At 46.4% G+C, this 24,158-nt stretch carries 18 protein-coding genes and 2 pseudogenes; 8 read left to right on the top strand and 12 right to left on the bottom strand.

What is annotated here, in order from left to right; genetic code table 11:
• Nucleotides 1-45 precede the first annotated feature (45 nt).
• Entirely contained in the window at nucleotides 46-492 is a 447-nt protein-coding gene (locus tag DXE37_RS02070) for a GatB/YqeY domain-containing protein (protein WP_114637510.1), read from the bottom strand.
• 122 nt (nucleotides 493-614) lie between these two features.
• Complete coding sequence (gene rpsU / locus DXE37_RS02065; protein WP_011903537.1) at nucleotides 615-827, bottom strand: 30S ribosomal protein S21; 213 nt, start codon at nucleotides 825-827, stop codon at nucleotides 615-617.
• Nucleotides 828-904: 77 nt separating this feature from the next.
• On the opposite strand from rpsU, the gene tsaD reads away from it, so the two are divergent.
• Entirely contained in the window at nucleotides 905-1,978 is a 1,074-nt protein-coding gene (tsaD, locus tag DXE37_RS02060; RefSeq protein ID WP_114636420.1) for a tRNA (adenosine(37)-N6)-threonylcarbamoyltransferase complex transferase subunit TsaD, read from the top strand.
• Nucleotides 1,979-1,999: 21 nt separating this feature from the next.
• On the opposite strand, the gene folE2 is transcribed toward tsaD, so the two are convergent.
• Genes folE2 through xseB form a run of 4 tightly spaced genes read right to left on the bottom strand, consistent with a single transcriptional unit; the run spans nucleotide 2,000 to nucleotide 5,932 of the window.
• Nucleotides 2,000-2,836: a GTP cyclohydrolase FolE2 gene (gene folE2, locus DXE37_RS02055; protein WP_114636419.1), complete on the bottom strand. Its 837-nt coding sequence runs from the start codon at nucleotides 2,834-2,836 to the stop codon at nucleotides 2,000-2,002.
• A 25-nt stretch (nucleotides 2,837-2,861) separates the two neighbouring features.
• Nucleotides 2,862-4,763 (bottom strand): 1-deoxy-D-xylulose-5-phosphate synthase, encoded by a 1,902-nt coding sequence (dxs, locus tag DXE37_RS02050; RefSeq protein ID WP_114636418.1) that lies wholly within the window; start codon nucleotides 4,761-4,763, stop codon nucleotides 2,862-2,864.
• A 33-nt stretch (nucleotides 4,764-4,796) separates the two neighbouring features.
• Complete coding sequence (locus tag DXE37_RS02045; protein ID WP_114636417.1) at nucleotides 4,797-5,699, bottom strand: polyprenyl synthetase family protein; 903 nt, start codon at nucleotides 5,697-5,699, stop codon at nucleotides 4,797-4,799.
• On the bottom strand, nucleotides 5,699-5,932 hold the full coding sequence (gene xseB / locus DXE37_RS02040; RefSeq protein ID WP_114636416.1) for an exodeoxyribonuclease VII small subunit: 234 nt from the start codon (nucleotides 5,930-5,932) through the stop codon (nucleotides 5,699-5,701). The genes DXE37_RS02045 and xseB overlap by 1 nt, the downstream gene beginning before the upstream one ends.
• 161 nt (nucleotides 5,933-6,093) lie before the next feature.
• Between xseB and DXE37_RS02035 the strand changes: the two are divergent.
• Nucleotides 6,094-7,186: pseudogene (locus DXE37_RS02035) on the top strand (aromatic ring-hydroxylating oxygenase subunit alpha); the annotation flags it as partial.
• Nucleotides 7,187-7,255: 69 nt separating this feature from the next.
• Nucleotides 7,256-8,088: pseudogene (locus tag DXE37_RS02030) on the top strand (sulfurtransferase).
• Nucleotide 8,089: 1 nt separating this feature from the next.
• Here the strand turns inward: DXE37_RS02030 and DXE37_RS02025 are convergent.
• Genes DXE37_RS02025 through polA form a run of 3 tightly spaced genes read right to left on the bottom strand, consistent with a single transcriptional unit; the run spans nucleotide 8,090 to nucleotide 12,606 of the window.
• Nucleotides 8,090-8,863, bottom strand: a complete 774-nt coding sequence (locus DXE37_RS02025; protein ID WP_114636415.1) for a ZIP family metal transporter — start codon at nucleotides 8,861-8,863, stop codon at nucleotides 8,090-8,092.
• A 5-nt stretch (nucleotides 8,864-8,868) separates the two neighbouring features.
• Nucleotides 8,869-9,744 (bottom strand): dienelactone hydrolase family protein, encoded by an 876-nt coding sequence (locus tag DXE37_RS02020; protein ID WP_114636414.1) that lies wholly within the window; start codon nucleotides 9,742-9,744, stop codon nucleotides 8,869-8,871.
• 36 nt (nucleotides 9,745-9,780) lie between these two features.
• Entirely contained in the window at nucleotides 9,781-12,606 is a 2,826-nt protein-coding gene (polA, locus tag DXE37_RS02015) for a DNA polymerase I (RefSeq protein WP_114636413.1), read from the bottom strand.
• 116 nt (nucleotides 12,607-12,722) lie between these two features.
• Between polA and DXE37_RS02010 the strand changes: the two genes are divergently transcribed.
• The 3 genes from DXE37_RS02010 to DXE37_RS02000 are packed head-to-tail and all read left to right on the top strand — an operon-like array spanning nucleotide 12,723 to nucleotide 14,866.
• Entirely contained in the window at nucleotides 12,723-13,097 is a 375-nt protein-coding gene (locus DXE37_RS02010) for a hypothetical protein (RefSeq protein WP_231970934.1), read from the top strand.
• A gap of 18 nt (nucleotides 13,098-13,115) precedes the next feature.
• Entirely contained in the window at nucleotides 13,116-14,090 is a 975-nt protein-coding gene (locus DXE37_RS02005) for a homoserine kinase (protein ID WP_114636411.1), read from the top strand.
• Complete coding sequence (locus DXE37_RS02000) at nucleotides 14,087-14,866, top strand: BPSS1780 family membrane protein (RefSeq protein ID WP_114636410.1); 780 nt, start codon at nucleotides 14,087-14,089, stop codon at nucleotides 14,864-14,866. Before DXE37_RS02005 ends, DXE37_RS02000 begins: the two co-directional genes overlap by 4 nt.
• Before the next feature lies 1 nt (nucleotide 14,867).
• On the opposite strand, the gene DXE37_RS01995 is transcribed toward DXE37_RS02000, so the two are convergent.
• The gene (locus tag DXE37_RS01995) at nucleotides 14,868-17,240 is read right to left on the bottom strand and encodes a UvrD-helicase domain-containing protein (RefSeq protein WP_114636409.1); all 2,373 of its coding nucleotides are present in this window, start codon (nucleotides 17,238-17,240) and stop codon (nucleotides 14,868-14,870) included.
• 24 nt (nucleotides 17,241-17,264) lie between these two features.
• On the opposite strand from DXE37_RS01995, the gene DXE37_RS01990 reads away from it, so the two are divergent.
• Both DXE37_RS01990 and galU read left to right on the top strand, forming a co-directional pair.
• Complete coding sequence (locus tag DXE37_RS01990) at nucleotides 17,265-20,156, top strand: valine--tRNA ligase (protein WP_114636408.1); 2,892 nt, start codon at nucleotides 17,265-17,267, stop codon at nucleotides 20,154-20,156.
• A gap of 31 nt (nucleotides 20,157-20,187) precedes the next feature.
• The gene (galU, locus tag DXE37_RS01985) at nucleotides 20,188-21,072 is read left to right on the top strand and encodes a UTP--glucose-1-phosphate uridylyltransferase GalU (protein WP_114636407.1); all 885 of its coding nucleotides are present in this window, start codon (nucleotides 20,188-20,190) and stop codon (nucleotides 21,070-21,072) included.
• 104 nt (nucleotides 21,073-21,176) lie between these two features.
• On the opposite strand, the gene DXE37_RS01980 is transcribed toward galU, so the two are convergent.
• Together DXE37_RS01980 and alaS are read right to left on the bottom strand one after the other, a co-directional pair.
• Nucleotides 21,177-21,422 (bottom strand): sulfurtransferase TusA family protein, encoded by a 246-nt coding sequence (locus DXE37_RS01980; RefSeq protein ID WP_415066573.1) that lies wholly within the window; start codon nucleotides 21,420-21,422, stop codon nucleotides 21,177-21,179.
• On the bottom strand, nucleotides 21,419-24,079 hold the full coding sequence (gene alaS / locus DXE37_RS01975; RefSeq protein WP_114636406.1) for an alanine--tRNA ligase: 2,661 nt from the start codon (nucleotides 24,077-24,079) through the stop codon (nucleotides 21,419-21,421). Before alaS ends, DXE37_RS01980 begins: the two co-directional genes overlap by 4 nt.
• Nucleotides 24,080-24,158: the final 79 nt, after the last annotated feature.

Below are 24,158 nucleotides of genomic sequence, written 5' to 3'. Positions count from 1 at the left end.
AGTATGAGTCTGTTTTACTGAGCAATATACTAAGTAGGCTACGTATTACTTTGCTAGCGCCGCTTTAACCAAGCCAGAAACTTTACCCATGTCAGCCTTACCTGCTAACTGACCTTTGAGTACGCCGATGACTTTACCCATATCTTGTGGTCCAGCAGCTCCCGTAGAACTTACTGCGGCAGCTACAGCAGCCTCAACTTCAGCATCGGATAATTGCGCAGGCAAATAGGCTTGCAAAATAACCATCTCGGCAGCTTCAACAGCCACTAAATCATCGCGTCCTGCTTTTTCAAACTGAGCGATTGAGTCTTTGCGTTGTTTAATCATTTTTTCAACGGTCGCAATCACACCCGCATCATCGACCACAATACGTTCATCGACTTCACGTTGCTTAATTGCAGCCAACAAAAGACGAATCGTTCCCAGGCGCTCAACTTCTTTAGCGCGCATCGCGTTTTTCATATCTTCGGTAATTTGGTCTTTTAAAGTCATGGCTTGATTCCTAATGTTGAATACATCTAGCAGTATTTGGCAATTTAAAAAAACAAAAACCCGCTGCGTTTCACCGTCAGCGGGTTTCAAAGCTTCTCGGTGAAGAGAGCTTTTAAATTCTATTAGTAAAGCTTTTTAGGCAACATTTGGCTGCGAATACGCTTATAGTGACGCTTAGCAGCAGCAGCCTTCTTACGCTTACGCTCAGCCGTTGGCTTCTCATAGAACTCGCGCGCACGCAAGTCGGTCAAAAGGCCATTCTTTTCAATAGTGCGCTTGAAACGGCGCAATGCCACTTCAAATGGTTCGTTTTCGCGGAGGCGGACTGTAGTCATACTTGTTTAACTCGTATATGCTCGAAAAATATCGAAAAATTAACTAAACTGCAATTCTAGCACGACAACGACAAAAAATGATTGTTTTAGGAATAGAAACTTCTTGCGACGAGACTGGGGTGGCTTTATACAACACCACCCCCTGGGAAGAGGGTAAACCTGCCTTCCAGGGCATTCTGGGACAGGGTTTGCACTCCCAGATCGCCATGCACCGTGACTACGGGGGCGTTGTACCGGAATTGGCCTCTCGCGACCATATTCGTCGAGTTTTACCCCTTTTAGACCAATCTTTAGCCCAATCTGGGCTCAAATTAACCGATATTGATGCGGTGGCATTCACCCAGGGCCCCGGTTTGGCTGGCGCCCTCCTCGTAGGCAGCGCATTTGCTAAATCGCTGGCCCAGGGTCTCAATTTGCCATCAATTGGGGTGCATCACCTTGAAGGGCACCTACTTTCCCCACTTCTAGGTCAGACCGCTCCACAGTTTCCATTTATTGCCCTTCTGGTATCAGGAGGGCACACTCAACTGATGAAGGTCTCAGGAATTGGGCAATATGAACTGCTTGGCGAGACTTTGGATGATGCCGCGGGAGAAGCCTTTGATAAAACAGCGAAGTTACTTGGCTTGGATTACCCGGGTGGCGCAGTAATTTCTAAGCTCGCTGAAAAAGGGCGGCCTGGAATTTTTGATCTCCCAAAACCCATGCTGCATTCAGGTGATTTAGATTTTTCCTTCTCCGGCCTAAAAACTGCAATTCTCAATCAAACCAAAAAATTTGCCAAGAAAAATATAGTGGACGCCAATGAGATTGCGCAATTTCATGCCGATCTCGCTAGAAGTTTTGTCGACTCCATCGTCGCTGTTCTAGTCAGCAAATCTGAAAAAGCACTTATGCAAACTGGTTGCAAACACTTAGTGCTTGCTGGTGGTGTTGGTGCCAATTTGCAATTACGTAAAGCACTTAATGATAAAGCAACGCGTAATGGTTTTGAAGTGCATTATCCGCCGCTAGAGTTATGCACCGACAATGGTGTGATGATTGCGTTTGCAGGAGCACTACGAATGCTTGCTAAAAATAATGGCTCCACATTATCTGGAGCATTTGATATCAAACCCCGCTGGGATTTACAAAGCAATAATTTGAAGTGATTAATGAACTGCTGTTTTAGCTTATTGAGATTTTTTATCTAAGCTAATACGGGCAAATGCGCTATGGTTGTGTATAGACTCGAAGTTCTCAGCTTCAACCACAAAAGATTGAATACGCTGATCTGCCTTGAGTCTGCCAGCAACATCGCGCACTAAGTCTTCCACAAACTTTGGATTACTGTATGAACGCTCGGTAACCCACTTCTCGTCAGGGCGCTTTAGTAAGCCCCACAACTCACTAGAGGCTTCGCTCTCAGCAGCAGCCACTAAGTCTTCGACTGTCATTTTAGTTTCAGCATCTAATACTACTGACATCGTTACATGTGAGCGCTGGTTATGCGCACCAAAATCAGAAATTTCTTTTGAGCACGGGCATAAACTCATTACTGGAACTTGCGCACGCAAACTTAACTCAACATCAGCGCTACCAGAAGTATTTTGTTTGGCAGTAGCCATCCAAGTCACTTCATAATCCATCAAACTTTCTACACCGGATACAGGCGCTGCTTTTTTGACGAAGTGAGTATAAGTAAATTGCACATGCCCTTCTTTAGCATCGAGCAAAGGCAACATCTCACGCACCATCGCCACCACCGAACTGCTATCCACTGCGACATCTTGTTTTTGCAACAAAGCCATAAAGCGTGACATGTGAGTACCTTTCACATGCGCAGGCAACGCAACGTCCATCTCAAAAAGACCCACTGAAGGAAAGTTACCAGTCTTGCTGCGAATAGTCAGCGGATGTCGCACTCCACGAATACCCACCTGCTCAATCGGCAATGCACGCTCATCCAAAGTGGATTGGATGTCAGGCATTGCGCTAGCTTTTAAAAAGGCGGGATTCATATCATTCATAGCTCTATTTTCAGGCAAAACAGGCTTATTTGCCTGCCAGCACTGAATTTATGGCTACTACAGCCGGAAAACGCTGTTTTATGGAGTTAGTGATGCCCTCCACATCCAAGCCACACTTAGTCATCAACAGGTTATATTCACCGTGTTCGATGAATTGGTCAGGAAGGCCTAACTGCAAGAGGGGCTTGTTAATTCCAAGCTTAGAAAGTGCCTCTAAGCAAGCGCTTCCAGCTCCGCCAGCAATCGCGCCATCTTCAATTGTCACAAAATAATCGTAGTCTACAGCCAAAGATTGAATTAAATCTATATCGAGGGGTTTCACAAAACGCATATTGGCCACTGTGGCATCAATACCTTCAGCCACCTCAAGTGCCGAGTAGAGCAAAGTGCCAAATGACAAAATTGCTACACGCTGTCCAGTGGGCGCACCCGATTTGCGTCGTATCTCACCTTTACCTAGAGGTACAGTTCTCAGCTCTTTTGATGGGATGGTTCCAACACCCGAACCACGTGGATAGCGAACTGCACTTGGGTGTGGTTGATGAAAAGCTGTCGTTAATAAATCACGGCACTCCGCTTCATCTGCTGGTGTCAACACCAACATATTCGGGATACAACGCAAGAATGGAATGTCATACGCACCTGCATGAGTAGCGCCATCAGCGCCAACCAAGCCTGCGCGATCAAGCGCAAACAATACGGGTAAATCTTGCAACGCTACGTCATGAATCAGTTGGTCATACCCACGCTGTAAGAAAGTGGAATATATCGCCACCACGGGTTTCATGCCTTCGCATGCCATACCCGCTGCAAATGTCACTGCATGTTGCTCAGCAATACCTACATCGTAGTAACGCTTTGGGAAATTCTTTTCAAACTCAACTAAGCCAGAACCTTCACGCATAGCAGGAGTAATACCAATGAGCATAGGATCGGCATGCGCCATATCGCACAACCACTCACTAAAGACTTGAGTAAAGGTTTTTTTGCTAGCAGTCGATTTTTTAACACCCTCTTCAGAATTAAATTTACTTGGTCCGTGATACAGCACCGGATCAGCCTCAGCCAACTCATAGCCTTGACCTTTTTTGGTCACTACATGTAAGAGCTGCGGGCCGCGCCCTTCAAGGGCCAAACGGTGGACATTTTGCAACATCGGAATCAAGGCATCAAGGTCGTGACCATCGATCGGGCCGAAGTAATTAAAGCCAAACTCCTGAAAAATGGTCGATGGAGAAACCATGCCTTTGGCATGATCTTCAAGGCGTTTAGCGAACTCACGCAATGGCGGTGCAATCGACAAAACGCTATCAATCCCTTTTTTAGTTGCTGAGTAAATGTTGCCGCTGAGCAATCTTGCCAAGTGACGATTAAGCGCACCTACTGCTGGCGAGATAGACATATCGTTGTCATTCAAAATAACAACTAATGGCAGGTCGTCATACACGCCTGCATTATTCATGGCCTCGAAAGCTTGGCCCCCCGTCATCGCGCTATCACCAATGACTGCTACCGACACATGTCGCTCACCTTTGGTTTGAAATGCCCGCGCCATTCCCATTGCAGCAGAAATACTGGTTGATGAATGGCCTGTACCAAATGCATCAAACTCACTCTCAGAGCGATGCGGAAATCCAGAGAGTCCTTTGTATTGACGCAATGTGTTCATGCGTTCACGTCGACCAGTGAGAATTTTATGCGGATAACTTTGATGCCCCACATCCCATACAATGCGATCGTCTGGCGTGTCAAATACATAATGCAATGCAATTGATAACTCCACAGTTCCTAAATTGGATGAAAGATGACCGCCTGTTTTAGATACTGAATCCAAAACAAACTCACGTAACTGCTCAGCTAAAACAGGAAGCTCTTCGCGTGAGAGTTTTTTGAGTTCGGTAGGGGAGTTGATGGAATCTAAAGTCATTGAATCTTCATAATCTGTAAGAATCTGTTTCTCTTATTTACTTCTATTAACCACCAAGAGAGCCAAATCTTTTAATGCTTGGGCTTGCTCGCCAAATCCATCCAAGCTCGCTATAGCGGTTTCCTGGAGTTCTTTAGCTTGTTTCTGTGCATAGTCTAAACCCATCAAAGTGATATAGGTTGGCTTGTCATTGGCAGCGTCTTTACCAGCTGTCTTACCGAGGGTTTGACTATCAGCGGTGGCATCCAGTACATCATCCACAATCTGAAATGCCAAACCCAGAACTTTTGAATAACGTTGTAGTTGCTCCATTTGGGAGCTTTGCAAATGCGCGGCAATGCCGCCCAACTCCACTGCACAGGTTAGTAAGGCACCGGTCTTCATGGCATGCATTTGCTTCAAACCCACGAGATCGAGTTTTTTGCCAACACTCTCAAGGTCAATCGCCTGCCCACCGGCCATCCCACGGGATCCAGAAGCGGCTGCCAAAGCCTTCATCATGCGCAGTTGAACTTCAGCATCACCATGTGCATTAGCCAAAATTTCAAAGGCACGGGTTTGCAAGGCATCCCCAACTAAGAGTGCGGTGGCTTCATCAAAGGCCTTGTGAACCGTTGGACGACCGCGACGCAAGTCATCATCATCCATGCAAGGCATATCATCATGCACTAGCGAGTAAGCATGAATACACTCTATCGCTACAGCCGCTGCATCCAAGACATCTCCATTTACAGTCTCTGAACCAACACTAAGTTGTCCTGCCGCATAGACCAACAAAGGGCGAATACGCTTCCCTCCGCCTTGTGCGGCATAGCGCATGGCTTCATGCAATCGCTGCGGGACAGTCTGCGCAGAATCGAGCAAGCGATCTAGAGCCCACTCAGCTCGCTGAGAATGGGCATTAACCCATTCTTGAAATTGAAAAACGTTGGTCATTAGGCCTCAAATACTCGAACCTGTTGCTCAACTTGAGCCAACATACCTTGACAGTGTTTTAGCAAAGCTGCGCCCCTCTGATAAGCCAGCAATGTTTCTTCTAGGGAAAATTTGCCAGATTCCATATCGGAAATCAGCTTTTCTAGCTCTTTTACTGCTTCTTCATAGCGTAATTCGGGGTCAATTTGGACCTCGAGACCAGGTTTTGGGTTCTCTGACTTCTTAGCTGGCACAAGTAATTTCCTTCCTATTTCCTACACGGATAACCCCACATCTTAAAGCGAGAAGCCTTTTGGATGGGTATAATCCACCCCTTCCTTTCCAATATCGATCCGTCGATGGTTGGATTGGTTATTCCGCTTAGCTTCGGCTGATGTTTTCGGGGGTGGGGAGAATGACTAATCTGGCTACCGCGCAGAAGCTTGCGCCGTCCAATCTACAACTGCCGGTTTCGGCATACTTTGACGCTGACTTGTATCAGCGGGAAATTGAACTGCTTTTTAAGCAGGGACCAGGCTATGTCGGCCATGAATTAATGGTGCCTGAAATTAGCTCGTATCAAACTTTAAGTGCGGAAAATGAAGGTCGCATTCTGGTTCGCAATGAATCCGGCGTAGAACTTCTTTCAAACGTTTGTCGTCACCGTCAAGCGCTCATGCTCAATGGCGGTGGCAAAGCAGACAATATTGTTTGGCCCATTACATCGTTGGACTTATGACTTAGGTGGCACTCTATTAGGTGCTCCACACTTTGAAGATAAGCCATGTCTAAATCTGGGTAAGTCCCCTCTGCAGAATTGGCAAGGGCTACTGTTTGAAGGTCCGCACGATGTGCGTTCTGATCTTGCCAAACTCGGCGTAGCTGACGACCTCAAGTTTGATGGTTATGTTCTAGACCATGTTGAAGTACATGAATGCAACTACAACTGGAAAACATTCATCGAGGTTTTTTGGAGGACTATCACGTTGTTCCTTTCCACCCAGGTTTAGGCAAGTTTGTTTCTTGCGAAGATTTGCATTGGGAGTTTAGTGATTGGCATAGCGTACAAACGGTAGGTATTCATAAAGATTTACAAACCCCGGGTTCGTCAACTTACCGTAACTGGTATGAGGCTGTCCTGCGCCAATTTGACGGCAAAGGCCCCACGCCACGGCGTCATTTGGCTTACCTACTATCCTAATGTCATGGTGGAGTGGTATCCAGGAGTTCTCTGCGTATCAACACTGCACCCTATGGGGCCTGGTAAAACTCGCAATATTGTGGAGTTCTACCCAGAAGAAATTGCATTATTCGAGCGCGAGTTTTTAGAAGCAGAGCGTGCAGCTTATATGGAAACTTGCATCGAAGATGATGAAATCGGCGAACGCATGGACCAAGGACGTGCAGCCCTACTGGCGCGCGGCATCAATGAAGTAGGTCCATATCAAAGTCCAATGGAAGACGGTATGCAGCACTTTCATGAATGGTATCGTCGCGTCATGAAATTTGAAGGCGCACAATCAACTCAGTTTGATAGTTTTCATATAACGCTCTCGTCACATAAAACAGGAAGCATCATGACTCCTCTAATCTCAGCGAATCAATTAAAAGAAATCCTCAATAGTGGCGAGAATGTCTTGCTGTGCGATTGTCGCTTTGATCTAGCGGATCCACAAAGTGGTAAAAAATCTTACGAAGAAAGTCATATCCCTGGCGCAATTTATGTCAATCTCGATAATGATATGTCGGGCAACAAGATTGGATCTAACGGTAGGCACCCTCTTCCTAGCCCAGAGGCTTGGGCGCAAACCAAAACGCGTTTGGGTATTAGCCCCAATACCTTGGTTGTTGCTTACGATAAGCAAGGCTCGGTATACGCTAGTCGCTTATGGTGGATGCTCAAAGCCACAGGTCATGCCCATGTTCGCGTTCTAGATGGCGGTTTGGACGCGTGGAATAGTCCGATGGGTACCATTCCTGGATTACCTAATCCATGTACCCAGGCCGTTGGGGTGATGCCCTTTGCAGGATTAGTTCTCGTTGATGAAGTCCTTGGCAATCTTCAGTCAAAGAAAAATAAGGTCATCGATGCACGAGCGGATGACCGCTTTCATGGACAAAATGAAACGCTTGATCCTGTTGGTGGCCATATACCTGGTGCCCTGAATCGCTTCTTTAAAAATAATCTCAATGCAACTGCATTTAAGACTCCGGAACAGTTGTTCTCAAAGAGTTTTCAGAATTTCTCGGCCCAATTAAAGCCTCCGAAGTGATTCATCAATGTGGATCTGGAGTAACTGCTTGTCATAATCTGCTAGCTATGGAAGTCGCAGGGTTTAAAGGCTCACGCCTTTATGCAGGAAGTTGGAGCGAGTGGTACGCAGACTCTGCTCGCCCAGTTGAGCTCTAAATTAGTGCAAGAGCGATAGTAGGACGACAAATCCTACGCCACAAGCAATCAATATTGTTTGACGCAAAGATTCAGCCCAGTGTGGACGACGGTGCATTTGCGGAATCAAATCACTCACCGCAATATAAATAAAACTACTAGAAGCAATGACCAGCAAATAAGGCATGGCTGCATGTGCCCGCTCCAAGAAGAAGTATGCAAGCACGCCACCGACTACCGCTGATAAACCGCAGATAAAATTATACAACAGGGCACGCGCACGCGAGAAGCCAGCATTAAGCAAGACGATGAAGTCGCCGATCTCTTGTGGAATCTCATGCGCAATGATCGCTATCGCTGTAAACATCCCCACCTGATAGTCGGCCATAAATGCAGCGGCTATCAAGATGCCATCTACAAGGTTATGAATGCCATCCCCCACCAAAATCATCCAGCCGCTTCGCCCAGCATTTTCTGCATCATGCCCATAATGATGGTGGTGACCATCACCCTCATGATGATGGTCATGACGCAACAGGGCAATTTTCTCAAGCAAGAAAAAGCCTAAAAGACCACCAAGCAAAGTGGCAAATAAAAGCTGAGGCTTTGTGCCCTCCATGCTAAAGGCCTCAGGCAATGAATGGAGTAATGCTGTAGCCAGCAAAATGCCAACAGACAAACTCACCATGTTGTTGACCATCTTGGAAAGCATGGCTAAAGAGCAGCTTGCTGCAACTAATACGCTCGCAGTGCCCGCTAACGCTGTAACCAAGAGAATGCTTTGTAAAACAGTCATTACGCTTACGCTACTCCCATTTTCTTAAACCAAGCGAGGCACTTTTCCCAACTATCCTTTGCTGGGCCTTCGCGATAACTGGCGCGATAGTCTGCGTGAAATGCATGAGGCGTATCAGGATAAATCTCAAACTGACAAGCTTTTGCTGCTGGATTCTTGGGGGCTGCTTGCGCTAAAGCAGCGCGCATTTGGTCAACGCTCTCCAAGGAAATACCAGTATCAGCCGCTCCATATAAACCAAGTACCGGAGCTTTTAGGTCTGCTGCGATATCTACTGGATGACGCGGGCTATTCTCTGTCTTTTCACCAACGAGTCGTCCATACCAAGCTACGCCTGCACGTACCTGAGGCAAGGTTGCGGATAACCAAGTAATGCGGCCACCCCAACAGAAACCAGTAACGCCAACTCTTTTCAAATCCCCACCATTTTTACCAGCCCAGACTAAAGCAGCCTGTAAGTCATTTAAAACTTGTGAATCAGGTGTTTTGGCAACAATATTTTGCTGAATCTCTGCAATTGTTCCGAAAGCGTTTGGATCGCCTGCGCGAGTAAAAAATTCTGGAGCAATGGCGAGATAACCCAGCTTTGCAAAACGCCGTGTAACGTCAGTAATATATTCATGAACACCAAAAATTTCGCTCACCACAATAATGACAGGCAAAGATCCTTTGGCATTTTCTGGGCGCGAAACATATGCAGGTAACTGAAAACTACCAACTGGAATTATCTGCTCGCCAGCCTTCAGTCCTTTGAAATCGGTCTCAATGGTAGCAGCCAGCACTGGCTCGGATGCCGTAACAAATCCGACCCCTATTGCAGTAGCTCCCAACGCAAACGTCTTCATAAAATTGCGTCGACTATTTTGAATATTGTTACCCATTATTTTGTCTCCTATCTTGGATTTTTCATGGAATTCTTAGTGCGCCTCTTCCCAATTATCGCCAATCCCAATGCTGACCATCAAAGGCACTTTCAGTTGAGCGCCATGACACATCAAATCTGGCAACTTGGTCTGCAGCAATTCAATCTCATCAAAGGGCACATCGAACACCAATTCATCATGCACCTGAAGCAGCATTTTCGTTTTTAACTGCTCTTTTTCTAGCCAATTTTCGATGGCAATCATGGCTAACTTAATGAGATCTGCAGCAGTACCCTGCATCGGCGCATTAATGGCTGCACGCTCTGCACCTTGACGACGATGGCCATTAGAACCCTTAATCTTTGGCAACCAAAGGCGTCTCCCGAAAACCGTCTCCACATACCCATTCTCCCGAGCTTCGAGACGGGTACGCTCCATATACTGAGCAACGCCTGGATAACGATCAAAGTATTTGGCTATGTAATTTTGGGCTGCAGATCGCTCAATACCCAAATTTCCAGCCAATCCAAAAGCACTCATGCCATAAATAAGACCAAAGTTGATCGCTTTAGCATAACGACGTTGCCCTGAATTTACATCCTCTAAGGGAACTCCAAAAATTTCTGCTGCAGTTGCTTGATGGACGTCTTTACCATCTCTAAAGGTAGCTAAAAGATTTTCGTCTTCAGCAATATGAGCCATGATACGCAGCTCAATTTGGGAGTAATCGGCTGATAATAATTTACAACCCTCAGCGGGAATAAATGCCTCCCGAATACGTCTACCCTCTTCTGTGCGCACCGGGATATTTTGCAGATTTGGATCGCTAGACGCTAACCGCCCTGTGACTGCGGTAGCCTGAGAAAAGTTGGTATGGATGCGTCCCGTCTTTGGATCAGCCATGCGGGGAAGCTTTTCAATGTAGGTTGACATCAACTTTGCCAAACTACGGTAGTCCAGAATTCGCGCTGGAAGGGGATAGTCTTCAGCCAACTTCTGCAAGACCTCTTCATCAGTAGAGGGCGCACCAGAAGGCGTCTTTTTAATTACTGGTAATTCAAGTCGCCCAAACAATATTTCCGCAATCTGTTTAGGAGACTGAATATTAAATGGCTGACCTGCCAGTTGATGTACCTCACCCTCAAGCTCTAAGAGACGCTTGCCTACCTGTTGACCTTGTTTTGCTAACAATGCAGAATCTATCCGAATGCCATTACGCTCCATAATGCCAAGCACACGCATGGCCGGCATCTCTGCTTGTTCATAGATATAAAGCAAGCCTGGACTTTCCTGTATCTGGGGCCATAGCTCTAGATGGAGGCGCAATGTAATGTCAGCGTCTTCTGCTGCATAGTCGGTTGCGATTTTCAAATCTACTTGGTCAAAACCAAGCTGATGAACCCCTTTGCCACAGACCTCTTCATAGCGGATCGTTTTCATGCCGAGATGACGTTCTGCCAAACTATCCATATTGTGAGGAAGATGAGACTCAAGCACATATGATTCCAGCAGAGTATCAAATGCAATGCCCCGTAATGTGATTCCGTAGTTTGCAAAAATATGCGTGTCGTACTTGAGGTTTTGACCTACTTTTAATTTCGTAGCACTCTCTAACCAAGGCCTGATTTTTTCAAGTACATAGACGCGATCTAGCTGCACCTCACCATTACGATGTGCAACTGGTATGTAACAGGCTTCACCTGGCTTCACAGACAAGGAGATGCCAACCAATTCAGCAGCTAGAGCGTCTAAGCTGGTTGTCTCTGTGTCCACTGCAGTCAGCTCTGCAGCCTCAATCTTTTCCAGCCACTTCTCCAAACTAGCTTCATCCGTCACGCACTCATAACTACGTTCAATTGCACCTTGAAAATCTGTTGTATTTTGCGATAACGCTTTGGTAGGAGCGCTTGCAATTACACGCAATGGCTTGGAGTCGTCCTCTTCTGAAGCGCTGATAATTGGAGTGCCAGCTAAATCAAGCGATATCGCCTCAGAAGCCTGACCATCCGAGCCAGTCAGCTGCCTCTCTACATCACGCAACCAAGTTTTAAACGCATAACGCTCAAACAATTCACGCAATAAAGGTGCGTCTTCAGATTTGGTATGCAGGTCATCTAAACCAGGGAGATGTGGAGATAAATCACAGTCTGTTTTTACAGTGATGAGTTGGCGCGCTTGCGGCAACCACTCTAATGAAGCGCGTAAATTTTCTCCCACCACACCCTTAACTTGAGCGGCATTGGCCATCAAGTTATCTAGATTGCCAAACTCAGCCAACCATTTATTTGCCGTTTTAGGTCCTGCCTTAGGAACGCCCGGTACGTTATCAACAGCGTCGCCAATGATGGATAAATAATCTACGATCAACTCAGGAGGAACACCAAATTTTTCCTTTACACCCTCGATGTCTAACTTTTCGTTTGTCATCGTATTGATAAGCGTGACTGATGGATTGACAAGTTGCGCCAGATCTTTGTCGCCAGTGGAAATGATGGTCTCCCAGCCAGCCTGAGTCGCCTGACAAGCTAAAGTCCCGATCACATCATCCGCTTCAACCCCCGAAACCATCAGGACAGGCCAACCCAAGGCCTTCACCATGGCATGAATGGGCTCAATCTGCTTGACCAAATCCTCAGGCATCGGAGAGCGGTGGGCCTTGTATTCAGAGTACATTTCATCGCGAAAAGTCTTACCCTTGGCATCGAAAACACAGGCTATGTGGTCTGCCTCGAGCTCTGACCTAGCCCGGCGCATCATATTAACCATGCCATATATAGCCCCAGTGGGCTCTCCAGCCCCATTTCGGAGGTCTGGCATGGCGTGAAAGGCGCGATAGAGGTAGCTAGAGCCATCTACCAACAAGAGTCTATGTTTAGTCATACCGCAATCGTACAATCTAGTTGTGAATTGCCTACACGTCTGGTTAAGGAACCATCCGAAAATAGGCTTAAAAAGGTGAAAAAATGCCTTATTTAACGAACTTAATTAGCCACTCAATGAGCCATAACCTCGTACGGACGAGTTTTTTAATGGTTTTTGGTCTGTTTGGAGCACTTTCAGTCCAAGCTCAGAATAACAGCCAAGCTCTCAGTCCAGCCGAATTAAACCGCATCAATAATCAACCACTTGCACCTACGGTAAGTCCAGCTGGCACCATGAATACCCCTGAGGCGCGTAAACCAAACTATCAGTACAGAGACAAAAACGGCACTACAGTTACTGAATATAAGGATGCCAATTCTCCAACCCAGGTTGATGTTAAAACTCCGTATACCAGTTACGAAATGGCGCCCCCTTCCACGGTGATGCCAGCCCCCCCAAAAGAAACTGATCTAATTAGCGTTCCCAGCATTAGCATTCCACTTAGATAAAAAACCTGAATTTAATTTATGGCTGTATTCACCCCAATCGAGCTTGAGGATATTTCTCAATGGATTTCTCAAGACTTTGATATCGGCCAAGCCACTGAAATTCGCGGTATTCATGGCGGCATCGAGAATTCTAATTTTTTCTTAGACACCATCAAAGATGGCAAGAAGCAGGAATATGTTTTAACAATCTTTGAAAGACTGTCGGCCGAGCAACTTCCCTTCTATTTGGAGTTGATGCGTCACCTTGCGAATAAAGGCATCCCTGTGCCTAGGCCGATTGAAAATAAACAAGGGGCAATCCTATTTACTCTTAAAGGAAAGCCTGCCGCCATCGTCACCAAACTCCCCGGCCTCTCAAGGTTGCAGCCAGAAGCAAATCATTGCGCCCTTGTTGGGGAGATGTTGGCAAAAATGCATTTGGCTGGCAAAGACTTTCCAAGACTACAAGAGAATCTTCGCAGCCTTGCTTGGTGGCAAAAAACGATACCGCTGGTATTGCCTCACTTAAGTACATCTCAAAAAGAATTGCTGACTCATGAGCTTGCAACGCAAGAAGCATTTTTTGACTCCGCTTCTTATGATGCACTTCCACAAGGCTCGAGTCATTGCGATCTTTTTCGCGATAACGTCTTATTTGATCCAAGGGGTTCAGATACATCTCAGGATCAATTGGGCGGATTCTTTGATTTTTATTTTGCCGGCACTGATAAATGGCTATTTGATATCGCAGTAACAGCTAATGACTGGTGTCTTGCGGCTAATAAACAGGATTTAGATCCAGTCCTATTTGAAACATTTATGAAGACCTATCAATCCGTTCGCCCACTGACCAAAGAAGAGCAAGCTGGTTGGATTCTAATGTTGCGTGCAGCAGCCTTGCGCTTCTGGGTTTCTCGATTGTGGGATTTCTACTTACCACGCGATGCGCAAATGCTGACTCCACATGACCCTGCACACTTTGAATGTATTCTTTTAAGTCGTCGAGCCCTATGAAACTGAATTACGTTGCACCTAAAGATGGTTACACCTGGATTAGACAGGGCATTTGGCTCTTTAAACAGAATCCCTTGGGATTCCTAATGCTAGTCTTTACGTATGTGTTTGCAGCACAACTAGCAGTCATTGTTCCAGTCATCGGTGCTTTTGCAGTCTTACTACTTACACCAACGCTTTCAGTAGGATTCATGACTGCTTGCCGCCAAGCAATTCAAAAAGAACGTATCAGGCCAATGGTTTATTTAGTGACGTTGCAGTCTAGCCCGAGCACTCGTAAAAGAATTTTGCAGTTAGGGCTGGTGTATACGGCCATGGTTTTAATTCTGAGTTTTACATTAAGCCTTTTAGTCGACTTTGAATTACTTATTCCGCTAATGACTAGTGATAAGGTGATTAGTCCTGAAGCGCTTCGTCAAGTCTATTTAGTGCTATTTTTTGGCGCGACACTTTACATACCAATAGCGATGTTGATGTGGTTCTCACCCGTTTTGGTGGCCTGGGCAGATATGTCTGTGTCTCAAGCATTATTCTCAAGCTGGCTAGCATGCTGGACTAATAAAGCGGCATTCTTTTTATACCTCTCCATTTGGGGCGCCATCCTGATTGCAATTCCCCTTATGGTGGGAATGATTTTTGATGCCCTCGATCTAGGACAAGCGGCCCCATACATCGTTGCCCCAATCTCTATGGCTGGCCTAACGGTGATGCACTGCTCTTTTTATGCAACTTGGAAGGCCTGTTTTACAGAAGACGAAGTGGCTCTAGAAGTCTAATTCAACAATCAATCGCTGCAAGCTTGGCAATACTGAGCTGTAGCCATTTAACGCCGTGACGTTTGAAATTTACTCGTGCTCTTGCGTCGGCATCAACCCCTTCTAAACCAGTCACACGCCCCTCACCAAACTTGGCATGAAATACATTTTGTCCAATCGTGAATGGGTAATTTCCACGCGGTGGAGAAGCCAATCTCTTGACTTCCATCGAAGCTGAGCCAACTCGTTTGGTAGGTCTTTGTCGCTCAGAGCCTGAATCAAAAAAGTCATTCGATTCGTATTCACGTTGACGGGTATAACCATTCTGCCAAGTTGACCCTGATCTTGCATTACCTCCACCCCAACGCGCATCTCTTGCTTTAGGAGTAAGCCACTTCAGAGAATCCAATGGAAGCTCTTCCAAAAAGCGTGAAGGCATGTTGTAACGGACTTGGCCATGCTGCAACATCCGTGACTGCGTATGCGACAAATACAAGCGCTCCTTAGCGCGGGTAATGGCGACATACATTAAACGACGCTCTTCTTCTAGGCCATTTTGTTCATTCACACTATTCTTATGTGGGAATAAACCCTCCTCAAGACCAGTAATAAATACCGATGTAAATTCCAAACCTTTGGCTGAATGTACCGTCATTAGCTGTACTGCATCCTGACCAGCCTGTGCTTGGTTATCACCTGCTTCCAATGAAGCAAGTGATAAAAATGCCGCCAAAGGAGAAACGTCTACTACACCGGGAGCATTTTCCCCTGGCAACATCGCTGCAGCAGCATCTTGACCATACCCTTCTTCAGCAATAAAGGCTGTTACTGCATTAATTAATTCTTGTAAGCTCTCTACACGATCTTGTCCCTCGCGCTCAGAGAGATAATGCTGAATCAGACCACTATTCTGAATGACAAACTCTACAGTCTCCGGCAAAGTATTGTGACGAGTAACTTCACGCATGTGATCAACTAATCGCACGAATCCACCAAGCGCAGCACCCGCCTTACCTTCTAGACTAGAAGCAGCTAGATATAGAGAGCATTGCTGCGCTCTTGCAGCATCTTGCAATGCTTCGATAGATCGTGCACCGATACCGCGTGTTGGAAAATTCACCACCCGGGAGAATGAAGTGTCATCATTCGGGTTCTCGAGCAAACGGAGATATGCAAGCGCACGTTTAATTTCAGCGCGCTCAAAGAAGCGTAAGCCACCATAAACGTGATATGGAATACCAGCTGAAAACAACGCATGCTCAATGATGCGAGACTGTGCATTGCTGCGATAAAGCAAAGCGACTTCAGTGCGTTTAATACCGCTATTCACTAAAGCTTTAATCTCATCTACCAACCAAGCGGCTTCCGCATGATCACTGGGCGCCTCATAGATATGGACTGGCTCACCATGTCCGGCATCAGTACGTAAGTTTTTGCCAAGACGTTCAGAGTTATTGGCAATTAAATGATTTGCAGTATCGAGAATATGACCGTGTGAACGATAGTTCTGCTCCAACTTCACTAGCATCGGATGAAATTGCTTTTCATAGAGACGCATATTTTCTACATCAGCGCCACAGAAAGCATAAATACTTTGGTCATCATCACCTACGGCGAATACTGAACTGCTACCCATATCACTGACATTAATGCGGCTTGCGTCATGACCTGATAACAATTTCAACCATGCGTATTGCAAAGCATTGGTATCTTGAAATTCATCAATCAGAATGTGACGGAAGCGTTCTTGATAATGTGTGCGAATAGGCTCGCTATGTTTGAGTAATTCATAACTACGTAATAGGAGCTCAGCAAAATCCACTACACCCTCACGCTGGCATTGCTCATCGTAAGCTGCATAGAGTTGCGCCATTTTTGCCTGAAAATCGTCGTCAACCGCTAACTCCTTGGCACGTTGTCCACGTTCTTTGGCATGAGCAATAAAGTACTGCAATTGCTTTGCAGGGTATTTTTCATCATCGACTTTCAAGCCCTTTAAAAGACGTTTAATTGCGGAAAGTTGATCCTGAGTATCCAAAATCTGAAAAGTAGACGGCAAACCCGCCTCTTTATGATGAGCACGCAATAAGCGGTTACAAAGACCATGAAAGGTACCAATCCACATTCCACGAGTATTGATGGGCAACATAGCGCTGAGACGAAGCATCATCTCCTTAGCAGCCTTATTCGTGAAGGTTACCGCTAGGACGCCAATAGGCGACACCTGACCGGTCTGAATCAACCAGGCTATACGGGTGGTAAGGACGCGGGTCTTGCCGCTCCCAGCCCCAGCCAAAATCAAAGCCGATTGGGCTTGGCCATTTTCATTTACGGGCGGGAGGGTCACTGCCTCGCGCTGTTCTAAATTGAGGTTCGCGAGCAAGGCTGAGTACATCAGCCCAATTATAATTTGCCTCTTATGCCAAATGCCTCAAATACCCCCAATTCACCAGCGGCCAGCTCAGCAGATGAACTCGCCAAATCCTATGAACCCGCCCCGATAGAGGCCTACTGGGGTCCAGAGTGGGAGCGTCGTGGGATTGCCGATGCCTCAATGGATGAAGGTAAGGGTGATTTTTCGATTCAACTACCCCCGCCAAACGTCACTGGCACCCTGCACATGGGTCACGCCTTCAACCAAACCATCATGGATGGCTTGGTCCGCCATGCACGCATGTCAGGCAAAAATACCTTATGGGTACCTGGAACCGATCATGCGGGCATTGCTACTCAAATTGTTGTTGAACGTCAACTCGATGCGCAAAAAGTATCTCGGCATGACTTAGGCCGTGAAAAGTTTTTAGAGAAAGTATGGGAGTGGAAAGAAACTTCCGGTAACACCATCACACGACAAATTCGTCGCTTAGGTGCATCGATTGATTGGGGTAAAGAATATTTCACGATGGACAGCAAGATGTCCGAAGCCGTAGTTGAAGTTTTTGTGCGCCTGCATGAACAAGGCTTAATTTATCGTGGCAAACGTTTGGTGAACTGGGATCCGGTTCTTGGCACTGCAGTCTCTGATTTAGAGGTGGTTAGCGAAGAAGAAGACGGCTCAATGTGGCATATTCGCTATCCATTAACGGATGGATCTGGTCATCTGACTGTTGCCACCACCCGCCCAGAAACATTGTTGGGTGACGTTGCGGTCATGGTAAATCCAGAAGATGACCGTTACAAGCATCTCATTGGTAAATCAGTGAATCTACCTTTATGCGATCGTCAGATCCCCATCATTGCCGATGACTATGTTGATTTGAACTTTGGTACTGGCGTAGTAAAGGTTACTCCTGCGCATGATTTCAATGACTACGCAGTAGGCCAACGTCACCAACTAGAGATGATCAATGTCCTCACTCTAGATGCCAAGATCAATGAAAATGCTCCGGCGGCGTACCAAGGTATGGAGCGTTTTGCAGCCCGCAAGCAAGTGGTTGCGGATTTAGAGGCTACTGGCTTATTGGAAAAAGTTCAGCCCCATAAATTAATGGTTCCACGTGGTGACCGCACCCAAACGATTATTGAGCCGATGCTCACGGACCAATGGTTTGTCGCAATGTCCAAGCCAAACCCTAATAACAAGTATCAACCTGGCTCCTCGATTGCTGGTGCCGCATTAGATGCGGTTACTAAGGGAGATATCAAACTCGTTCCTGAAAACTGGATTAATACTTACACGCAGTGGTTGGAAAATACTCAGGATTGGTGCATCTCTCGCCAACTCTGGTGGGGCCATCAAATCCCCGCCTGGTATGGTGATGATGGACAGATTTTCGTAGGGCGCTCTGAAGAAGAAGCTAAAGCGAAAGCTTCCGCAGCAGGCTACACCAGCAAACTGAATCGCGATCCCGATGTTTTAGATACTTGGTTCAGTTCCGCATTGGTGCCATTTAGCTCATTAGGCTGGCCCAATGAGACTCCAGCACTAAATCATTTCTTACCCTCCTCTGTTTTAGTCACAGGTTTTGACATTATCTTCTTCTGGGCAGCTCGCATGGTGATGATGACCTGCCACTTCACTGGAAAAGTACCGTTCCATACTGTCTATGTTCATGGCTTGGTACGCGATACTGAAGGTCAAAAGATGAGCAAGTCCAAAGGCAACACTCTGGACCCTATCGATTTAATTGACGGCATACAGATTGAGGAGTTGGTGGGCAAGAGAACTGCTGGCTTGATAAATCCCAAACAAGCAGAAAGTATCAGCAAAAAAACCAAAAAAGAATTCCCAGATGGCATACCCGCATTTGGCACTGATGCCTTGCGTTTTACTTTTGCATCCCTAGCTTCGCTTGGTCGCAATATTAATTTTGACCAAAAACGTTGTGAAGGCTATCGTAATTTCTGTAACAAACTTTGGAATGCTACCCGCTTTGTTTTAATGAACTGCTCTGGCAGCGATGAAGACAACGGCCTAGCGCCATGCGACAACCAATGTGGTCCTGATGGATATTTAGATTTTTCTCCCGCAGACAAATGGATCGTATCTCAACTCCAAAGAACTGAGGCTGATGTTGCTAAGAGCTTTGAGAACTATCGCTTTGACAATATTGCAAGCAGCATTTATCAGTTTGTATGGGATGAGTATTGCGATTGGTACTTAGAGCTTGCTAAGGTGCAACTACAAACTGGCACGCCAGCACAGCAACGCGCTACTCGTCGCACTTTATTACGTGTTTTAGAAACTATCTTGCGCATGGCGCATCCATTGATTCCATTTATTACAGAAACGCTTTGGCAAACTGTTGGTCCGAAATCTGGAAAAGAGTTAGCCAAACAAAATAAGCAAACGATTGCACTCCAACCCTACCCCGTTGCTCAGCCAGAAAAGATTGATGAGCAAAGTGAGGCTTGGGTTGCGCAAATTAAAGCAATCGTAGATGCTTGTCGCAACCTACGGGGTGAGATGCAAGTTCCTCCGGGTCAGAAGGTACCTCTCTGGATTTTTGGCCCACAAGCCTTTTTAGAAAAAGCCACTCCTTATTTGATGGCACTAGCCAAGTTAACCGAAGTTAAGATCTACAGCGATGAATCCGCCTTAGAAAAGGATGCTCCAGGCGCACCAATAGCGCTAGTGGGCGATATCAAGCTTTTACTCAAGATTGAGGTAGATGTTGCAGCGGAACGTGTTCGTCTAGGCAAGGAAATTGACCGCCTAGCCAATGAAATCAATAAAGCCAAGGGCAAGTTAACCAACGAAAGCTTTGTGGCTCGTGCCCCAGCTGAAGTGGTAACTCAGGAAAAACAACGTCTTGCAGGGTTTGAACAAAATCATGAGATGCTTGTTGCACAATTAGAGCGTCTGAAATAAGCGGTAGCCAAATAAAGCGATTGGATCTCATATGCCATTAAGCACCAAAGTAGTCACTAAAGCAGTCTTCCCAGTTGCAGGCTTAGGTACGCGCTTTTTACCTGCAACCAAGGCGAGCCCAAAAGAGATGTTGAATGTGGTCGATAAACCGCTTATTCAATACGCAGTTGAAGAAGCCATCGCTGCCGGCATTACTGAAATGATTTTCGTTACTGGGCGGAGTAAACGAGCTATTGAAGATCACTTCGATAAAGCGTATGAACTAGAGGCTGAGTTAGAAGCTAAAAATAAACAGGCGCTTCTTGAAATCGTCCGTAGCGTTAAGCCGAGTCACATAGATTGTGTATATGTACGCCAACCAGAGGCATTGGGACTAGGTCACGCAGTGCTGTGCGCGGAAAAATTGGTTCGCGACGAACCATTTGCTGTAATCCTGGCAGATGACTTATTAGATGGCCAACCCCCCATTCTCAAACAAATGCTCAAAGTATTTGAAGAGCAGAATGGCTCAGTGCTAGCAGTTGAGAAGATCGACCCAGCCAAGAGTAGTTCATACGGCATTGTGTCAGGCTCTGAAGTTGCAAAAGGTATCTATCGCCTCAATGGCATCGTGGAAAAACCCCAACCAAAAGATACACCGTCCAATCTAGCCGTTGTTGGTCGCTATGTTTTGTCATCAGACATCTTTAGTCATATTCGCAATCTGAAGCCCGGTGCCGGTGGCGAGATTCAGCTCACCGATGCCATTGCCTCTCTATTAAAACAAGAGCCTGTTTTTGCCTATGAATATGATGGCGTGCGCTATGACTGCGGCAGTAAATTAGGCTATCTCAAGGCTTCTGTTGAGTTTGCCTTGCGTCACCCAGAGGTCTCCAGCGACTTCGCCGCTTATCTCAAAAGCCGGTCTTTAACCTAGAATTGTTTAATTGAAGCAAAAAGGCAGAGATCATTCTCTGCCTTTTTTCTTGTGCTGATGAGCTAAACGATCCATCAGACCTATCCAAGATTGGCTACATTGCTTTACCTACGTTTCATATAGAAAACTAATACATTACCTTCAGTAGAGCTAGCAAGCAACTCATTACCGGTTTGCTTAGCGAATGCTGGAAAGTCATGAGCAGCGCCAGCATCTGTTGCCTTAATCTTCAATACTTCTCCAGATTGCATTGTTGCTAGCGCTTTTTTAGTGCGCAAGATAGGTAAAGGGCAATTCATCCCGATAGTATCTACTTCTACATTAAAGGGAATATTAATAGCCTCGCTCATTTGCTCGCCACCCAATCTTTAACGCCATCTAAGGCCGCGCCCAATTTGCTCGGATCATTGCCTCCTGCCATCGCCATCTCAGGCTTACCACCACCCTTACCGCCCACTTGCTGAGCAATAAAGTTCACTAGGTCATCTGCCTTCAATTTACCAATCGAGTCGGCAGTTACGCCAGCAATTAAGCTCACCTTGTCACCCTGAACCGAAGCTAAAACAATAGCGGCCGTCTTTAGCTTTGCCTTCAGGGCATCCATAGTCTCACGGAGTACGCCAGCGTCAGCACCATCTAAACGGGCAGCGAGTACTTTGATGCCATTCACATCAATTGCTTGGCTAGCTAGCTCATTGCCTTGGCTGGCTGCCAACTTAGAATTTACTTTCTCTAACTCACGCTCAGCTTGTCGCAGACTTTCGTGTAATTGAGTAACGCGATTTACTAAATCTCCCGGATGCGTTTTTAGAATGCTAGCTGCTTCATTGACTCTATCTTCCAAGCCCTGCAAGAAATGGAGAGCATTCTTACCAGTTACCGCCTCAACGCGGCGGATACCGGCAGCAACACCACCCTCAGAAACAATCTTTAGACTACCAATATCACCAGTGCGTGATACGTGGGTTCCACCACACAGCTCCTTGGAAGATCCAATTTCCAGCACACGCACTTCATCACCATACTTTTCACCAAAGAGCATCATGGCGCCAGTCTTTTGCGCATCATCCAAAGACATTACTTTGCCAGAGGTTGCGGTATTTTCCAAAATCTCTAGATTCACAATATCTTCAATGCGACGAATTTGCTCAGCGGTGACTGGTGCCTTGTGTGTAAAGTCAAAACGGGTCTTTGTAGCATCGACCAGTGACCCTTTTTGCTGCACATGATCACCCAACACTTCACGTAATGCTTTATACAAGATGTGAGTTGCACTGTGGTTCCGCATGGCGTCAATTCTTTGCTGAGTATCTACCAATGCATTCAGCAAATCGCCTACCTTCAACTCTCCCTCAAGCACTTCGCCTTGATGACCAAATACATCTGCTTGGATCTTAAAAGTATCTTCTACTGCGAAACGGATGCTTTCATTACGAAGCTCCCCCTTGTCGCCAACCTGACCACCAGACTCCGCATAGAAAGGGGTGCTATCCAACACAATCACAGCGGCATCACCAGCTTTGACAGACGGCACGGCTGAACCATCAACATACAAGGCGGATACTTTCGCGCCCTCGTGTTTTAAGGTGTCATAGCCATGAAACTGGGTCGGCGTACCTTTGTAATCTAATCCCTGTGCTACCTTGAACTTACCAGCAGCTCTGGCTTGATCGCGCTGCTTTTGCATCGCAACTTCAAAGCCATCCGCATCAACAGTGACGCCACGTTCGCGGCAAACGTCAGCTGTTAAATCCAACGGGAAACCAAAAGTATCATGCAGGCGGAATGCAGTTTCACCATCAACCACTTTTGCGCCACTCGCTAAGGCTCCATCCAAAATTTCCATACCATTAGCAATCGTTTGGAAGAAACGCTCTTCTTCCTGCTTTAGCACTTCACTGACCTTATCTTGAGCCGCACACAACTCTGGATAAGCATCGCCCATCTCTTTTACAAGTGCTGGTACCAATTGATAAAAAAATGGCTTTCGGGCGCCAAGCTTGTATCCATGACGAATCGCACGACGGGCAATACGACGCAATACATATCCACGCCCAGCATTACCCGGAATCACACCATCAACCACGATAAAGCTACAGGCGCGGATGTGGTCAGCAATCACCTTCAATGAAGGGCTTTCTGCATCACAGTTGTCTCCGCCAGCAACGTCTACTGCCTGTTTGGAAGCTTTGAGCAAATTAACGAAAAGATCGATTTCATAATTGGAGTGAACATGCTGCAAAACTGCAGCTATTCGCTCAAGACCCATGCCGGTATCAACGCTAGGCTTAGGTAACGGATGCATTACACCTGCCTCATCCCGATTGAACTGCATAAAGACGTTATTCCAAATTTCGATAAAATGATCACCATCTTCATCTGGACTGCCAGGAGGACTGCCAGGAGGACAGCCAGGAGGACAGCCAGGAGGACAGCCAGGAATATGCTCGCCGTGATCGTAAAAAATTTCTGTACAAGGGCCACAAGGCCCTGTGTCTCCCATCATCCAGAAATTGTCTGATGCGTAACGCGCACCCTTGTTGTCCCCAATCCGAATAATGCGATCGGCAGGAACGCCTATTTGTTTATTCCAAATCTCATATGCCTCATCGTCTTCAGCATAAACAGTCACCAAGAGTTTTTCTTTAGGTAATTCAAAGACTTGCGTCAACAAATCCCAAGCAAACTGGATTGCGTCTTTCTTAAAATAGTCCCCAAAGGAGAAATTTCCCAACATTTCAAAAAAGGTGTGATGACGGGCTGTATAGCCGACGTTATCTAAGTCATTGTGCTTTCCTCCAGCCCGAATGCACTTTTGGGCTGTCGTAGCACGGTGATAAGGGCGCCTATCAAAACCCAAGAACACGTCTTTGAACTGATTCATACCTGCATTGGTAAATAGCAGGGTTGGGTCATCCCCCGGCACTACAGGGCTGGATGGAACGATTTGGTGGCCCTTTTGGGCAAAGAAATCCAGGTAAGCCTGGCGAATTTGGGAAACTTTCATGGTAATAATTATCGCATTGGCACTAGCCTAGGGCAAACGCTAGGCAAGAAGCCCCAAACCTGCCTTACAATCCCACAAC

This window comes from Polynucleobacter necessarius, from assembly GCF_900095205.1.
Taxonomy (GTDB): Bacteria; Pseudomonadota; Gammaproteobacteria; order Burkholderiales; family Burkholderiaceae; genus Polynucleobacter; species Polynucleobacter necessarius_E.
The sequence above is the reverse complement of the archived record's forward strand: the minus strand, read 5'-3'. Positions and strand labels throughout refer to the sequence as shown.

Bases quoted from the DNA above. Each gene is read 5' to 3' on its own strand.
- DXE37_RS02070 (WP_114637510.1), bottom strand. From the start codon at position 492: ATGACTTTAAAAGACCAAATTACCGAAGATATGAAAAACGCGATGCGC.
- rpsU (WP_011903537.1), bottom strand. From the start codon at position 827: ATGACTACAGTCCGCCTCCGCGAAAACGAACCATTTGAAGTGGCATTG.
- tsaD (WP_114636420.1), top strand. From the start codon at position 905: ATGATTGTTTTAGGAATAGAAACTTCTTGCGACGAGACTGGGGTGGCT.
- folE2 (WP_114636419.1), bottom strand. From the start codon at position 2,836: ATGAATGATATGAATCCCGCCTTTTTAAAAGCTAGCGCAATGCCTGAC.
- dxs (WP_114636418.1), bottom strand. From the start codon at position 4,763: ATGACTTTAGATTCCATCAACTCCCCTACCGAACTCAAAAAACTCTCA.
- DXE37_RS02045 (WP_114636417.1), bottom strand. From the start codon at position 5,699: ATGACCAACGTTTTTCAATTTCAAGAATGGGTTAATGCCCATTCTCAG.
- DXE37_RS02025 (WP_114636415.1), bottom strand. From the start codon at position 8,863: ATGACTGTTTTACAAAGCATTCTCTTGGTTACAGCGTTAGCGGGCACT.
- DXE37_RS02020 (WP_114636414.1), bottom strand. From the start codon at position 9,744: ATGGGTAACAATATTCAAAATAGTCGACGCAATTTTATGAAGACGTTT.
- polA (WP_114636413.1), bottom strand. From the start codon at position 12,606: ATGACTAAACATAGACTCTTGTTGGTAGATGGCTCTAGCTACCTCTAT.
- DXE37_RS02010 (WP_231970934.1), top strand. From the start codon at position 12,723: ATGAGCCATAACCTCGTACGGACGAGTTTTTTAATGGTTTTTGGTCTG.
- DXE37_RS02005 (WP_114636411.1), top strand. From the start codon at position 13,116: ATGGCTGTATTCACCCCAATCGAGCTTGAGGATATTTCTCAATGGATT.
- DXE37_RS02000 (WP_114636410.1), top strand. From the start codon at position 14,087: ATGAAACTGAATTACGTTGCACCTAAAGATGGTTACACCTGGATTAGA.
- DXE37_RS01995 (WP_114636409.1), bottom strand. From the start codon at position 17,240: ATGTACTCAGCCTTGCTCGCGAACCTCAATTTAGAACAGCGCGAGGCA.
- DXE37_RS01990 (WP_114636408.1), top strand. From the start codon at position 17,265: ATGCCAAATGCCTCAAATACCCCCAATTCACCAGCGGCCAGCTCAGCA.
- galU (WP_114636407.1), top strand. From the start codon at position 20,188: ATGCCATTAAGCACCAAAGTAGTCACTAAAGCAGTCTTCCCAGTTGCA.
- DXE37_RS01980 (WP_415066573.1), bottom strand. From the start codon at position 21,422: ATGAGCGAGGCTATTAATATTCCCTTTAATGTAGAAGTAGATACTATC.
- alaS (WP_114636406.1), bottom strand. From the start codon at position 24,079: ATGAAAGTTTCCCAAATTCGCCAGGCTTACCTGGATTTCTTTGCCCAA.